The organism is Mucilaginibacter sp. P1_A3 (genome assembly GCF_056406855.1).
In genome coordinates, this window is record NZ_JBFTZJ010000002.1 from 135762 (window position 1) to 149997 (window position 14236).

A 14236-nucleotide genomic window follows, 5' to 3' on the forward strand; every position below is an offset into this window, starting at 1 on the left:
ATAATAACTTTGAATACGATCTAAAGATATGATCGTCAGGGTGTTGAAGATTATCATTTAAACGAAATTATTATGCAATCAATCAATCAACAAAGGCAGCTTTGGCAAGGTGTATTGCACGTGATACTAATATTCAGTATGTCCACGCTGATAAACAGTCATGAAGCACACGCTCAAGATTGCGAAGAATTGGCACATTACCGTGATGGGCTCCTTGCCAAGCAATTCAATCAGGCATTTGACAATTACAAACTCAACAGCGAAGCCATACAGGATCTTCACAAGATCAGGCAGGAAACCTTGGATGAACGCGGCTGGAATAAGATGTTCGATCTGAAAAGTTCGATGAGCGACGGCGCGCTTACAACAGCTATTATCGCTAAGAACATTCAAACAGCATGTAACCTGATCCAAAATCTTATTAAGTTAAACCCTGCGGCCACCTATGCTGACAAAACAGCTAAATCTGCAGTAATCAGTTCCGAAAAGGTGCTTTCGTTGATCAGGAAAGGTACGGCTATCCAGTCGATTGTTGGTACTGAGGCCGAGGAGCAAGGCTACAAAGCAATGCTCGCCAATAGCGGCCCCGTCGGACAAGCGGTGTCGACCGCCTGGCAATTTGCAAAAGATGTACAAGAGATGACTGCGCTTACGGCGGGCCGGGACGGATTGAAGAAGGAAGTAAGCCGCATCCTGGATCTTCTTGATCATGCCGTCGAAAAATATCAGTCAAACCTGACTGAAAGTCAAAACCGGATAGAAACGATCAATAAGATTAATGTAGGAATTACCAAATACCTGGTCAACTACTGCAAAAACGGCAGCCCGGCAAAAAACAAACCATCTTCCGCCGTGCGCAAAATAGCGGGTGCTGTTGCTCCAACCCAACGGAGTGGAGTCGCTACCGGTAAATCGATGTACATTTTTCTGACGACCAGTATAACAATCGACGGAAAATCTACAACGCTGTTATCAGCGCCCATACTTTACGATGGTCCGTTAGGAGATCCGATGGTCATGCTCAAGGAACAATACATCAAAGCAATCGGAGAACAAATTGCTGAAAAGGAAGAGGACTGGGCCGGCCCGCTAAGAAGCGAGAACTATCAGGCGATAACGGTTCATTACGCCAAACCCTACTCAGTATCCCTGCTGAAGTCTGAATCAGATTGCTATGCCGCAATTGAGGAGTATGTGGCTATGATGCGCAGTACCGTAGCAGGTTTGACCTATGCCAATACTTTAAATTTTGTAAAACTTAAATAAAAATGTTATGAAAACACTCATCATGATTCTTCTGGTGTGCAGCACCGTTGCGGCCTTTGGCCAACAATCAGACCATCAATCAGAATATTACAAAAGAGCCGCTGAAGTTGCCAGGGACGCGGCACGTAAGACCAAGTGCCCGGAAAGACAACAATGGTGCATTAGGCTTGCCGAATGGAACGAGAAAATGGTTGAAGTCTTAGCGGGCAGACTTTCGTCTGCCGGACCGCAGCCCACTACTCCGATGCCGCCGTGTCCCGGAGACATGGTCGGAGGCGGTAGCGTTAAAGGTGAAAAGGCGCCCGGCTCCAGTCCAGCGACAGCCTTTCCGGAGACAGACGCCGCTTCCAGCAGCGGACTGGATGCCACCAGCGGCATTCAATCCCTCGCGGACGCTGCCCAGTCACTCGGGGATGGCGTCAAATTTGGAATTGGCGGGGAATACGGATCGATTCCCGGCGGGTCAATAGGAACGTTGTTCAAACACAGCCTTGGCGTGACGGGCAAATTAGAGATTCCCTTAAGCAAAAGTCTTAATTTTGCCTTATCGAACACATTTCAGATTTTCGATACAGGGGAGCGGGCCCAAAATAAATATGGATTGGAAACCAGTTATCAGTTTAACACTGCAAGATTAGGCCTGCGTTTTTTCCCCGACGAGCACGGATTCTTCTTTGATGGCGATGTTGGCGAGGCCTTTTCAACCTCGGACACTTTCAAAGGCGGGGTTGCCTACGCCATTGGCTTGGGTTTCGTCGTTGGCAACATCGTGTTGGGCGGACGCTATGAATCCTGGGGCTCTGACAGTACGATCACACAAATCGCAGCCCATCTGGGTATAAGATTTTAAACGACCCTGATTTTTAAGCAGGGAATGACGAATTGGCAAAGACGAACCACGAAGGCGCATTGGGTTTAAATCCGACGATATGTAATGAGGTATCACAAAATTCAATACCTTCTAAGGGGGCACAGTTAGTGACCCCTTTTTTGTTTTCTTATCTCTTTGAGTTTATTGAAGTCTATATTGGTATAAAAAGCTCTCAACCCTTCCCAAAGTTGTCATTTTCTGATTTGGCCTATTGCGATTTTTGAAGCCCGATAAATCAGAAAAGATATGGACACAACTTCTCAGAGAACAAAATCACCAGGAATGGTTCCTACAAGGGATCAAATTCTAACTCAAAGCGATCTTTTGGAGTTCAAGGAAGATATGCTTCAGGAGTTTAAACGCATTATAAAAGAATGCGTAAGCGGACAACCCGGTAAAAAATGGCTGAAATCAGCTGAAGTCAAAAAGCTGCTTGGCATTTCACATGGCTTTCTTCAGTCTTTAAGGGACAGCGGAGTACTTCCATTTACTAAAATTGGCGGCTCTATTTATTATGACTACGAGGATATCACTTTTATGATGTCCACCAATAAAAGCGCTTAGTTAATTTTTGAACAGTAACCTATGCTACTTAAAACGTTCCCGCGAACAAAAAGGTGAACAGCTTGGAATAGTTTTTATAATTTACTGAAAATAAGATATTTACATTGTTGGGTTGTCTTCCTGCCATCCCGACGAAAAGCGATACCAATCGAGTCAAAAACCCTTAAATCAATTGATTTAAGGGTTTTTTGTTTTAAATCCAATTAGCTTATTTTATGATTTTGCCTATTCCCAGTACTCCAATGGGGGCTATTTTTACTATTCCGCATGCTGCAAAGCGCTTTAGGATTTATAATTCACATCGCTTCTATTCAGCGAAGATCACCTTTGTACCATAATATTTTACCTTAGGCCGCTGCAATAGCCGCATTGGTAATTCTTAAAACTTAATATTACGAGAATGAGAAGCGGCACATTGAATCTGCTTGATTTCATCTATTTAACAGTGGCCCTCTAAGCAAAGTAAAATAAGCCTTTAAAACAAAGTCCTGGCTTTACAAACGGAATACCTTTGGATATACAAAAAAACAAAATTATGATTGATCATATTATATTAACAGTAAGCAGTTTCGAGCGTTCAATAGCTTTTTATACAAAAGCTTTTGAGCCACTTGGCATCTCCATGTCTATGGATTTTAAGGGACAGGATGGTCACCCGGATTTAAAAGGCTTTGGTGATGGACAAACTATATTCTTTTGGCTTAAAGAAGGTAATTCAAATCCAAGTGGAGTACATATTGGATTTGTAGCCGAAAGCCATGAGCAAATTAACTCATTCTACCATGAAGCATTGAAAGCGGGTGCTCAGTCCATGCATGCACCGAGGATTTTTCCCGAATACTATCCGGGTTATTATGCCGCCTGGGTACTTGATCCTGATGGGTATGAATTAGAACTTGTTCGTAAAAGCTAAATACAAATGGAACAGAACAATTATAACGGAGCATTACAGCGTCCCTTGGGTTCAGGCTTTGATGCAGCTTCCACTATAAATGATGTGATTAAAGGCATCAACCTCACAGGTAAAACGGCAATCGTAACAGGTGGTTATGCTGGTATTGGCCTTGAAACGGTGAAGGCATTAGTTTATGCAGGGGCAACAGTTATCGTGCCTGCCAGAAACATAGAAAAAGCAAAAAGGAGATTAGCAGGAATTGCAAACGTAGAAGTGGAGACGATGGATCTTATGGAGCCGAATTCCATTGACGCATTTGCTGATAAATTTTTAAATTCTGGTAAGCCACTGCACTTGCTGATCAATAATGCGGGTATCATGTGGGTTCCGTTGCAACGTGATAAGCGTGGATACGAATCGCAACTTTCTACAAATTATTTGGGCCACTTTCAATTAACTGCAAAACTTTGGACCGCATTGGTTAAAGATGGGGCAGCAAGGGTGATTAATATTTCATCATGGGGGCATCACTTTTCTCCCTTTATATTTGATGATCCTAACTTTCTTCATAGAGAATTTGAATCCTTTTCTGCTTACGGGCAATCGAAAACAGCCAGTATTCTTTTTTCGTTAGAATTGGATAACAGAGGTAAAAAGCTTGGCGTTCGTTCATACTCATTACATCCTGGTATCATATCAGAAACCGAATTAGGCAGAAATGTGCCGCATGAGGATTTGGTAGCCTATGGTGTGTTTGATGAGGATGGACAGGTGATCAATGACCCTTCAAAAGGATTGAAGTCTCTTTCTCAGGGTGCTGCGACAACGGTTTGGTGTGCAACAACTCCTAAACTTAATGGTTTCGGCGGGGTATATTGTGAAGACAATGATATTGCTGACCTTGACCATTTAGTTACTGAAGAAACAGTTGAAACCGGCCTGATGAAAAAGGTGATGCCTTATACGCTGGAAGAAGAATCAGCTAAAAAACTTTGGACTTTGAGTGAAAAGTTGACAGGTTCAGTTTTTGCCATTTAAAGTTCTTTTATTGTTTAGATTTATGTTTTAATCGATATGGCTGGAAAAGAACAAAATGAGTATGCCGAAATACTGCTATCCTGTATAGAAGAAAAATATTTCAAGGACGAGATTGCGATGGAGCACCATTCTTTTGCCAGAATTATTTCTGGTGAAATGAAGGTGGTACAGGCAGACCGATCTTACTTGTTTGGGGCAGGCGATACGCTGCTTTTTCCTTGTAATCAATTATCTACGCTGATCAAAAATCCAAAGGATGGATTACCTTATAAAGCAATTGTTATATTCTTTAGACCAAGTAGGTTAAAGGAATTTTATGCGGGCAATCCACCCCAATTTACAGAGGTTAACAACCATCAGATTAAAACTTATGAGAAGCACCCGATGCTGGAAAGCTTTTTTGCTTCGCTAATTCCCTACTACGATCTGGAAAGCAAACTACCGGAAAAAATCATATCGGTGAAGATTGAAGAGGCTATCACGATTCTACGGGCACTTGATCCCAATATTGACAATGTGTTAGCCGATTTTTCACAATTGGATAAAATCAACATCGTGGATTTTATGGAACGGAATTATATGTTCAACATGAACATTGAAAAATTTGGGCTTATGACAGGGCGAAGCTTGACCACATTTAAACGTGACTTCAAAAAGGCATTCAATACCACTCCCCAAAAATGGCTCATCGAGAAAAGATTAGCACTTGCTCATCACCAGTTGGAAAAACAGGGAAGGAAACCTATCGAGGTATATTTGGAAACTGGCTTTGAAAATCTTTCGCATTTCTCCTTCGCCTTTAAAAAATATTTCGGCTACCCGCCTACTATTCTTGGCGGTAAAAAGTAGTATTTAGGTAATTTTTGAAAAATGTCGTATTTCGCTTTTTCATTATGGAAATCACAATACCAAATTTGCTAGCAACCTTAAATCGTGGAGAAAAGGTTCGAAATTTGTACAGCCATCCCGACAAAAAGCGATACCAATCAAGTCAAAAACCCTTAAATCAGCTGATTTAAGGGTTTTTTGTTTTAAATCCAATTAGCTTATTTTATGATTTTGCCTATTCCCAGTACTCCAATGGGTGTTCTATTTTAAGATGAGATTAAAGACAGTGCGGGATGGTTCTTTAAAAGAAATCAAATATTTTCGATACAACCAATTATTCTAAACGATACCACTATTAGTGAACATCATCGTAACATGCTTTATCTGTAAAATATTTAGATGTGTAACGATATTCCTAAGTTTTGATTGGCTAAAGATTTTTTTTAAAAATTGCATAAATACCAGCGCCCGTAAATTAATGCCATGACAAATCAACATTTACATTTATGAAATTTCTACAGATGATTAACGGGGTGCGCATGAAACAGGTATATCAACCAATCCTGAGCATTCGGCTTACGGTTGTTGTTGCTTTTGGCCTGTCATTGTTGATAGCCGCAAATTCGGTTGCACAAAACACTAAACAAGTACCCAAAAAGAAATATGATGTAGCGGCATTTCTGTATCCGGCCTACGCTAATGATGACCCGCGTTTACGCCCGTTCTGGCCTTCGGGTATTGGCGAATGGGAAACGGTAATGAACATGCAGGAAAGATATCCCGGGCATTACTGGAACCGGAAACCTGTATGGGGAACGGTAAATGAAGCAGATCCGGCGGTGATGAACATGGAGATCAACGAGGCCACGAAGCATGGTGTAAATGTGTTCATTTTTGATTGGTATTGGTACGATGGTCGCCCGTTTATGGAAACTACATTGAACAACGGCTTTTTGAAAGCCGACAATGTAAATAAAATGAAATTTTACTTGATGTGGGCTAACCATGATGTGGTGAATACCTGGGATACAAGGCTGAACAAGATAAACGATGGAAACGTGATCTGGAACGGGAAAGTAAGCAGGGATGAGTTTGAAAAGATCTGTAAACGAAATATTGAAAAGTATTTTAAGCTACCGCAATATTACAAGATTGATGGGAAACCCGTATTTATGATTTACGATGTACCCCAATTGATTGCGGGACTTGGAGGGATAGAACAAACAGCCGCGGCCTTAAAGTGGTTTAAGGAAGAAACAAAAAGGGCGGGATTCACGGGGCTTGAGTTACAATTAACCATGTGGTCGCAAAATCTTAACTATAGTGGATTTGATGGCGGCAAGGGCAAGGCTCCGGAAAGCGCTTTTGTGAAAAAACTTGGCTTTACCAGCGCCACACATTACCAGTTTGTACATTTTATTGATGTAAATGACGACTACATGAACATTATAAAAAAGGTAAAAAAAGAATGGGCGCGGATAGATACAACCTTTGAGTTAACCTATTATCCGCATGTAAGCATCGGCTGGGATAACAGCCCGCGGTTGGGGCGAAGCGCGGTTATGAAAAATAATACGCCCGAAAATTTTGCAAAAGCACTACAAATGGCCAAAGACTTTGTGGATGCCCATCCCCGTCAGGCTCCGCTGATCACCATAAACAGCTGGAATGAATGGACAGAGACGAGTTATCTTGAGCCGGATAATGTTTACGGTTATGGTTATCTTGATGCGGTTAAAAGCATATTTGTGGATGATAAATAAACCTATCTTTGCAAATTAAAAAGGTGGGTTGTTTCAAACAGCAGTAGTATTGAAATGACTTTTTGTGTACTTTTTCCCATTAATGATGAGTATTATTTTAAGGCAACATTTTGAACAACTGATCACCTTAAATGATGCCGAGTTTGATTATTTATTATCTCATTTCTCATTTAAAAAAGTTAAACGCCGCCGTATTCTTCTGGAACGGGGAGATCCGGTAAACAATGATTATTTCGTATTGAGTGGTTGTTTAAAGGCCTATACCGTTAATGATCTTGGAAAAGAGCACATCCTTCAATTCGCGTTTAAAGATTGGTGGATCTCTGATTATCAATCTTACTACAAGGGCACACCTGCTCAACTTTATATTGACTGTATCGACGATGCAGAAGTGTTGAGTTTGACAATTGCAAACCGGGAAAAGCTTTGCAGGGAGTTTCATAAGATTGAGTATTTTTTTCGCAAAAAATCCAATTTTGGTTATATCGCCCTTCAAAACCGGATCTTGTCATTATTAAACAATAACGTTAGGGAGCGTTATGAACAGCTTATCTTGCTATATCCCGATCTGCTTGAAAAAGTTCCAAAACAACAGGTGGCTTCCTACCTCGGAATAACGAGAGAAACACTCAGCAGATTGACCGCACCTGCAAAATAGCGTGATTCAAATCACATAAAGAGTGTGATTTGAATCCTATCGACCTATTTGTTTTGCATTGATCTTTGGGCAAAATAAATATTAAAAAAATGAAATATTCTATGAAATCAATATTGGCAGCTTTGCTGATATTAGTAACCGGGTATGCGCAGGCAAAGCCTAATCCGGTAAAATTGGCAAAAAATGCAAAAGGTAAAAAGATTCTGTTTGTTGTAACGTCCCATTCAGAACTCGGTAATACCGGCAAAAAAACCGGACTGTGGATTGAAGAGTTTGCTGCTCCTTATTATGCCCAGGTAGATGAAGGTTACGAGGTGACTATAGCTTCTCCCAAAGGAGGCCAGGCCCCAATTGATCCTAAAAGTGAAACAGCTGATTTCAGCACAGATGCTACAAAAAGATATTACAGCGATAAGGCTACACAATCAAAATTAAGCCATACAGTAAAGTTATCAGCAGAAAATCAAAAAAACTATGCTGCTGTATTTTATCCTGGCGGCCATGGCCCTATGTGGGATCTTTCGGAGGACAAGAACTCAGCAAAATTGATTGAGTCTTTTTATAACAATAATAAGCCTATTGCATTTGTTTGTCACGCGCCCGTGGCATTAAAAAATGTTGTTACCAAAGATGGTGAGCCGTTAATAAAAGGTAAAAAGGTAGCTGCTTTTACCAATACGGAAGAGGCTGCTGCACAATTAACACAAGTAGTGCCTTTTTCGCTGGAGGATATGCTTATATCTAAAGGAGCTAACTATGTAAAAGGAGAAGATTGGAAACCGTTTACTACCACAGATGGATTACTGATCACCGGCCAAAATCCTGCTTCATCAATATTTGTTGCCCATGAGCTGATGAAAATGTTGGATAGTTCAAAGTAATTTAAACCACGATTTCACCAGGTTTAGATATCATAGAGATTTCATTGCGAACATCAATTTTGTCTGCAATGAAATCTCTTTTTTTGGGTATGGTAAGCTGATTTAACGGGAGATGGTTTTCTGATAATTGTGCTCGGATAAATTATTTAGTTTGGCATTTCCAGTAAAAAGCGAGAAAACCTATTGCTTTTTCTTGATGAGGGGGATGAAGGGGAATTAGTCACTTGTAATCTGACATTGCGGTAATAATTCTTTGATCTTTTTTAATGCAGGTTCTGAAATAACATTCCCTAACAGGAACAACATTTTTAAGTTTTTTAACTGACCTACTTCGGGAGGAATGTTATTCAAATGATTATCTGCAATAAAAAGTTGGCGTAGTTTTTTTACTTGTCCTATTCCGGCAGGCAAATTTTGCAATCCATTATTGCTTATATCCAAGGTCTCTAAATTCTTTAATTTCTCTATTTGAGTAGGCCAACTCTTCATTAAATTATGACGAAAATTTAAATTTTGCAGTCTTTTCAGCCGCGCAAATTCGATGGGCAAATGCGCTAATTTATTATATTCCAGGTTTAAGTTCTGTAGGTTGGTTAATTGCCCAATTTCAGCAGGCAAGCTTTGCAAACCATTACTTGATAAATCTAAATTTTGCATTTTTTTTAATCGTCCTATTTCTGCAGGCAATCGGTCTAATCCATTATATTTCAAATTTAAATTTTGCAAGTTTGTTAATTGCCCAACTTCAGGAAGCAAACTTTGCAATCCATTTCCGCTTACATCCAGGGTTTCTAAGTTTTTTAGCCCCGCTGTTTGGGTGGGCCAGCTCTTCAATAAATTGCTTGATAAATCTAAGCTTTGCAGTGTTTTTAACCTTCCTATGTCGATAGGTAAACGCTCTAATTTATTATGATTTAAATTTAAGTTTTGCAGGTTCATTAATTGCCCAATTTCGGCAGGCAAACTTTGCAAACCATTTTCGCTTACATCCAATGTGTTCAGGTTTTTTAATTCCTTTATTTGGGGCGACAAACTTTGCAATTCATTCTTCCCTAAATTTAAAGTCTTTAGTTTATGCAACTGTCCTATTTCGGCTGGCAAATGCTCTAAACTGTTATGATGTAAATCGAGGTTTTGCAGGTTTGCTAATTGCCCAATTTCGGGAGGCAAGCTTTGTAAGTTATTGTCTGTTAATATTAGGTCTTGCAGCTTTGTTAATTGCTTTATTTCGGGAGGTAAACTCTGCAATAGATTGTCGCTTACATCTAAGATCTTTAAGTTTTTTAGCCGTCCTATTTTGGTGTGCTCAAATTCCAATGAATTATTATGCAAATCTAAGTTTTGCAAATTAGTTAAATGCTCAATTTCAGGAGGCAAATTATGCAAGCCGTTACCTGATAGATCTAAATTTTTCAGGTTTTTTAATTGGCCAATTTCAGCAGGTAATTCCTTAATATAATTGTGACCAAATAGAATAATTTGTAATTGCGGATATTTGAATATTTCAGCCGGAAATTTTCCCAAATATTGATTGCGCAAATCTAATGCGACAACGCGTTCGTTTAAATCTTCTAAATTGTATGCTACTGTGTATTCTAAACCGGCTGTATCAATTAAGTAATCAACTGTCTTTTTTGTTCTCCCCCCTACAACTTTTTTAACTTTAGCAAAGCCGCTATAGTCAAACTGTTCCACGTTTTTATACAAATAATTAATTGCAGCATCTCCGTTTTTGTCGATAAAGCCATATGCTTTATTTGAGCCTTGTGCCAAAGCGAGGTTTCCATGATAAAAATAAAAGGCATTGATCAGCTTCTTTGCATGAACAAGGGCCGTTTGGGTGGAATCCTCAGCATTTATTGCATTCTTTTTTGCCTGCTCTGCTTTTTCTTTTTGTGTGTTTGCAATTTTTTCTGATTCATTGGCATTTGCAAGGGCTATTTTGGTTGAGTCGCGGGCTTTTACTGCAATAATTTTAGCAGTGTTAGCCCTTTCAAGAGCCAACCTGGTTGAGTCCTGCGCTTTTATTGCAGCGGTTTTAGCATTGTTAGCTTCAGCAAGAGCTATTCCAGCTTTGTTTTCCGCATTGTCAGCTTGTCTTTTTTTACCAATTGCCCATATGGCTATTATCATCATTACGGCAAGCGCGGAGCTTATCACCCAAATAAAGCGCTTTTGCGAATTTTGATTTTTTTCTAATAGCCGTTGTCTTTCAAGTAAATCCCGCTTTTCCTTTTCCAGTTGTTGTTTCTCTTTCTCTTTGTAGCCTGCAACTGTTTCCCTGCTTTCATCAATTAATGCCATTTCTTCGGCAGTGAGCTGCAGTTTGCCCAAAAAAGGTTCGATGAAGTTCAATTGCTTTTCCGAAAATAATTCCCTCGCATTTGCTTTTAAAGAGGTATGGGCTTTTACCAGGCGTTTTATTTCAAGCAACGCAATTTCTTCGTCGCTTCTTTTTTCGGCAATCCGTTGGGCCAGCGAGTCATGGGCCAATTCATATAGGTCAACATCTTCTGTATAACGTAATATCCGGCCGTTAATAAATGCTTCTACAACAGCATCAATCAATATGGCGTTTATATCTGGAAGCCGTTCGTATAGCCCTTTTTTTCTGATAGGTTCTTTGGTCCCCTCAAGAGTAGCAAATGGAGATAGTATATTCCAGATGGTTGCCGGCAGAATGATTGTATCTCCCTGGCTCAGCTTTTTGCTGATGCCAGCTACCTGCTCTTCCAAAAAATTCTGTAGTATATCGCCAATGTCTCCAATCGTACTCAACGCCTCTGCGGTAAATACGGCTTCTCGCTGCCGGGTCTCGTCTCCCGTTATTTTCAGGTAAAATTTATCCAAAAAAACCTGCAGGTAAGGTAGTTGTATGGTCAGTGATTTCTCTTTATCCTTTATTTTCTCAAAAATACTCTCGGCAATCAGATTGGCCTCATCAGTTTTCAACCGTACATTGGAGTTTTTATAACTTGTAGCCCCCTCAATTACCTGCAGTACTTTGTTGAGGTTCATAGGCTCAACCCGCAATTTTTTACGTAATAGTTGTGGTACCGCCTTTTCAAAATCGTATAAATATCCCAGGTATTCTTCCCTTATCGAGAAAATCATTTTTACAGGCTGTTCTATCTGCAATATTTCCTGTACTATGGTAATGAATTGTTGTTCCTCTTCTTTTGAGCCAAGGATAAAAAGCTCTTCAAACTGATCAAAAATGAGATAGATAGGTTTAAAAGAGTTTAAGTAGATAGCTTTAAACGCCTGCGCCAGCGGGGTTAACAATGGGGGAGTTGATATAACTTCTTTTTCCTCCATTACCTCAGCAAGCCAATCCATATTGTCCTGTTCCGCCACAAAAGTACCTCCCGCGTCAGCCAGCGCTTTTTCAAAATTCGCGTTAATATTATTACCTCTGCGTACCGTTAATGCCAGCCAATCATGCGATGGGAACTTACTGGCCAGTCCGCATTGAATCAGGCTTGTTTTTCCTGTACCGGAGGCGCCATAGACCAGCAAAATGGACGATTGAAATACCATTTCATAAAGGGTATTAATTTCCTCGTCCCTGCCAAAAAATATGCCTGTATCTTCTTTGCTGTATGCATCTAAAAATTTAAAAGGATATTTTTTCATTTGATAGCCTCCTGTTGAAATTAACCGATAGGATCATTTTAGAAAAGATGGCTCAAATCATCTTCTTTATCGTCGTCTTCTATTCCTGTAACCGCTCTTTTAGCTTCATTAAAAAGATTAAACACATTGTCGAAACGCATATCCCTGAACTTTTTTGGATCGAGCAATAGTTCATTAAAATCAATACCGGGCTTTACCGTTCCGGTATTGGCAATATTTACAACACTATTATCCTCCAAAAAAATATAATTTAAGCTTTCATCAGTATTATTGTGTGAAGCATAAAAACATATTTTTGCGCCACCTTCAAATGCCAGGGCATTTACATCAATTACAAATGGAAAAAGATTGAGGTTCTGTTGGTAGCTTCCTTTATAAAGTAATACAGCATCAGTATTTATGGGCGTTTCAGCATAATTTACTCTTTCCTGGTTAACATTGGATTTATTGTCAATACCTAAAACCGTGTAATTATATAGGTAATGAGGTTTGGTGTTGCGCATTTCGAAGTAGCCGATGGATTTAATAGACACCATCCTGTAGTTAACAAGAAATTTTAAATTTTCCAGAACAGTTGTTAATTGTATTTCTGCTTCCGTGCAGTCTGATTCTGTAAAGGAAGAGTTATCCTGCAAAATATTGACAGCCTGTAATCCGGAACATGCCTTTAAAAAATCGCTTTCTGCATGCAGGTTTGTTGAAAACTCATTCAATTCTGTTATAGGGAAATCCAGTTCATTATCGATAAAAATTGTAATAAGGGTTTTTAATAAACTGACGAGACCATTGATGTCCAGCTCGAATTCATCTTCAAAAAAATTCTTGCAGATAATAGTTTGGTCAGGAGTAAGAATATAGTCTTTATCCTTTCTGTCATCCCATAATTTTGAAATAAGTGAAAAGCATAAGAGCTGAAGAATTCTTTTTGCGGTGAGCTGGCAGTTTTCCAGGTATTTTTTAAATTTATTAACCGACGACTCCTCTTTACCAATTGCCATCAGTTTACGAAGTTGGATACCTAACACGCCTACAAAGCTGAAGGCAATAATCTCTTTGGCGGGGTCGCTGAAACGGCTTTGTGTTTCCCAGTCGGTTGCCATCCTTGAAGCATTTTCTAAGAATTTTTCTGCCCTGGGGCTGTAAATCCTGATACCTTCCATCAAACGGCGGGTGAGTATTTCATTAAAGGAATTTCGTTTGGGTTCATCTGCCGAAGTTTTAACTTCCGCCACAGTTTTCTGTAGAGATTCGTCCGGCATGATTATAACCGGTAAAATGTCATCCAGCTGGCTTTTAAATTGATATTTTAAGTTATCAATGCCAGTATACACTGTTTTAAAGTGCCCCAGTTCACTAATTTTTTTCTTGAAGGCCAGTAACGTATTAATTTCCTCGGTAATTGATCCCGAATTAAGAGGCGCATCTTTAAAATAGGTCCATATTTGGGGTTTGCCCGTATTTTTAAAAACCTGGTAAGCGGTGTCAAATTCTTCGGCAGTGTATTTTCCTACCTTTGTAAAAAAAAGGCAAAGCACGATATCACATTCGCCGATGGCTTTATTATATTCGTTTTGAAGTCGGGTATCAGATATAGCATCAAGAAAATATTCCCACTGAAGTATTTCAAGATAAATCCCTTGTTTGTGTAGCCTGTCATTTTCCCTGCTAATAAAAATTCGAAATTCATCCCTGTCCGCCTTCAATTCGGAAGAAGAAGCGAGGAAAATTTTGATTGTTTTAAGTAACATGACAGGTTATTAATAATTGATTAATTTAATTTTTATATTTAGTAAAACCAAAAAATATCAAGCTTGCTCTTTTAATTCTCATTTATTT

11 protein-coding genes are annotated in these 14236 nt (G+C 39.5%); 9 read left to right on the forward strand and 2 right to left on the reverse strand.

Annotation, left to right across the window (positions count from 1 at the left end; genetic code table 11):
• The first annotated feature begins 72 nt into the window (after window positions 1-72).
• The 9 genes from AC1D0K_RS04925 (at window position 73) to AC1D0K_RS04965 (ending at window position 8764) form a co-directional block, all read left to right on the forward strand.
• A complete protein-coding gene (locus AC1D0K_RS04925) occupies window positions 73-1266 on the forward strand; it encodes a hypothetical protein (RefSeq protein ID WP_477397253.1) in 1194 nt (397 codons plus the stop codon).
• A gap of 7 nt (window positions 1267-1273) precedes the next feature.
• Window positions 1274-2116 carry a hypothetical protein gene (locus tag AC1D0K_RS04930; RefSeq protein ID WP_477397251.1) on the forward strand — a complete coding sequence of 281 codons (843 nt, stop codon included), beginning with the start codon at window positions 1274-1276 and terminating at the stop codon, window positions 2114-2116.
• Between the two features lie 267 nt (window positions 2117-2383).
• Window positions 2384-2701 carry a helix-turn-helix domain-containing protein gene (locus AC1D0K_RS04935; protein ID WP_477397249.1) on the forward strand — a complete coding sequence of 106 codons (318 nt, stop codon included), beginning with the start codon at window positions 2384-2386 and terminating at the stop codon, window positions 2699-2701.
• Between the two features lie 535 nt (window positions 2702-3236).
• A complete protein-coding gene (locus AC1D0K_RS04940; protein WP_477432167.1) occupies window positions 3237-3614 on the forward strand; it encodes a VOC family protein in 378 nt (125 codons plus the stop codon).
• A 6-nt stretch (window positions 3615-3620) separates the two neighbouring features.
• Window positions 3621-4634 (forward strand): SDR family NAD(P)-dependent oxidoreductase, encoded by a 1014-nt coding sequence (locus tag AC1D0K_RS04945; RefSeq protein WP_477397245.1) that lies wholly within the window; start codon window positions 3621-3623, stop codon window positions 4632-4634.
• A 36-nt stretch (window positions 4635-4670) separates the two neighbouring features.
• Window positions 4671-5483 carry an AraC family transcriptional regulator gene (locus tag AC1D0K_RS04950; RefSeq protein WP_477397243.1) on the forward strand — a complete coding sequence of 271 codons (813 nt, stop codon included), beginning with the start codon at window positions 4671-4673 and terminating at the stop codon, window positions 5481-5483.
• 485 nt (window positions 5484-5968) lie between these two features.
• Complete coding sequence (locus AC1D0K_RS04955; RefSeq protein WP_477397241.1) at window positions 5969-7225, forward strand: glycosyltransferase WbsX family protein; 1257 nt, start codon at window positions 5969-5971, stop codon at window positions 7223-7225.
• A gap of 82 nt (window positions 7226-7307) precedes the next feature.
• Window positions 7308-7883, forward strand: coding sequence for a Crp/Fnr family transcriptional regulator (locus tag AC1D0K_RS04960; RefSeq protein ID WP_394772135.1), 576 nt, complete (start codon window positions 7308-7310; stop codon window positions 7881-7883).
• 101 nt (window positions 7884-7984) lie between these two features.
• On the forward strand, window positions 7985-8764 hold the full coding sequence (locus tag AC1D0K_RS04965; protein WP_477397239.1) for a type 1 glutamine amidotransferase domain-containing protein: 780 nt from the start codon (window positions 7985-7987) through the stop codon (window positions 8762-8764).
• Window positions 8765-8980: 216 nt separating this feature from the next.
• Here AC1D0K_RS04965 and AC1D0K_RS04970 read toward each other — a convergent pair whose 3' ends face one another.
• Together AC1D0K_RS04970 and AC1D0K_RS04975 are read right to left on the reverse strand one after the other, a co-directional pair.
• On the reverse strand, window positions 8981-12400 hold the full coding sequence (locus tag AC1D0K_RS04970; protein ID WP_477397237.1) for a leucine-rich repeat domain-containing protein: 3420 nt from the start codon (window positions 12398-12400) through the stop codon (window positions 8981-8983).
• Between the two features lie 38 nt (window positions 12401-12438).
• Complete coding sequence (locus AC1D0K_RS04975) at window positions 12439-14148, reverse strand: hypothetical protein (protein ID WP_477463011.1); 1710 nt, start codon at window positions 14146-14148, stop codon at window positions 12439-12441.
• Window positions 14149-14236 lie beyond the last annotated feature (88 nt).

Excerpts from the sequence above, each read along its gene's own strand:
- AC1D0K_RS04970 (WP_477397237.1), bottom strand. The coding sequence starts at position 12,400 with ATGAAAAAATATCCTTTTAAATTTTTAGATGCATACAGCAAAGAAGAT.
- AC1D0K_RS04925 (WP_477397253.1), top strand. The coding sequence starts at position 73 with ATGCAATCAATCAATCAACAAAGGCAGCTTTGGCAAGGTGTATTGCAC.
- AC1D0K_RS04950 (WP_477397243.1), top strand. The coding sequence starts at position 4,671 with ATGGCTGGAAAAGAACAAAATGAGTATGCCGAAATACTGCTATCCTGT.
- AC1D0K_RS04955 (WP_477397241.1), top strand. The coding sequence starts at position 5,969 with ATGAAATTTCTACAGATGATTAACGGGGTGCGCATGAAACAGGTATAT.
- AC1D0K_RS04960 (WP_394772135.1), top strand. The coding sequence starts at position 7,308 with ATGATGAGTATTATTTTAAGGCAACATTTTGAACAACTGATCACCTTA.
- AC1D0K_RS04940 (WP_477432167.1), top strand. The coding sequence starts at position 3,237 with ATGATTGATCATATTATATTAACAGTAAGCAGTTTCGAGCGTTCAATA.
- AC1D0K_RS04965 (WP_477397239.1), top strand. The coding sequence starts at position 7,985 with ATGAAATCAATATTGGCAGCTTTGCTGATATTAGTAACCGGGTATGCG.
- AC1D0K_RS04975 (WP_477463011.1), bottom strand. The coding sequence starts at position 14,148 with ATGTTACTTAAAACAATCAAAATTTTCCTCGCTTCTTCTTCCGAATTG.
- AC1D0K_RS04945 (WP_477397245.1), top strand. The coding sequence starts at position 3,621 with ATGGAACAGAACAATTATAACGGAGCATTACAGCGTCCCTTGGGTTCA.
- AC1D0K_RS04935 (WP_477397249.1), top strand. The coding sequence starts at position 2,384 with ATGGACACAACTTCTCAGAGAACAAAATCACCAGGAATGGTTCCTACA.
- AC1D0K_RS04930 (WP_477397251.1), top strand. The coding sequence starts at position 1,274 with ATGAAAACACTCATCATGATTCTTCTGGTGTGCAGCACCGTTGCGGCC.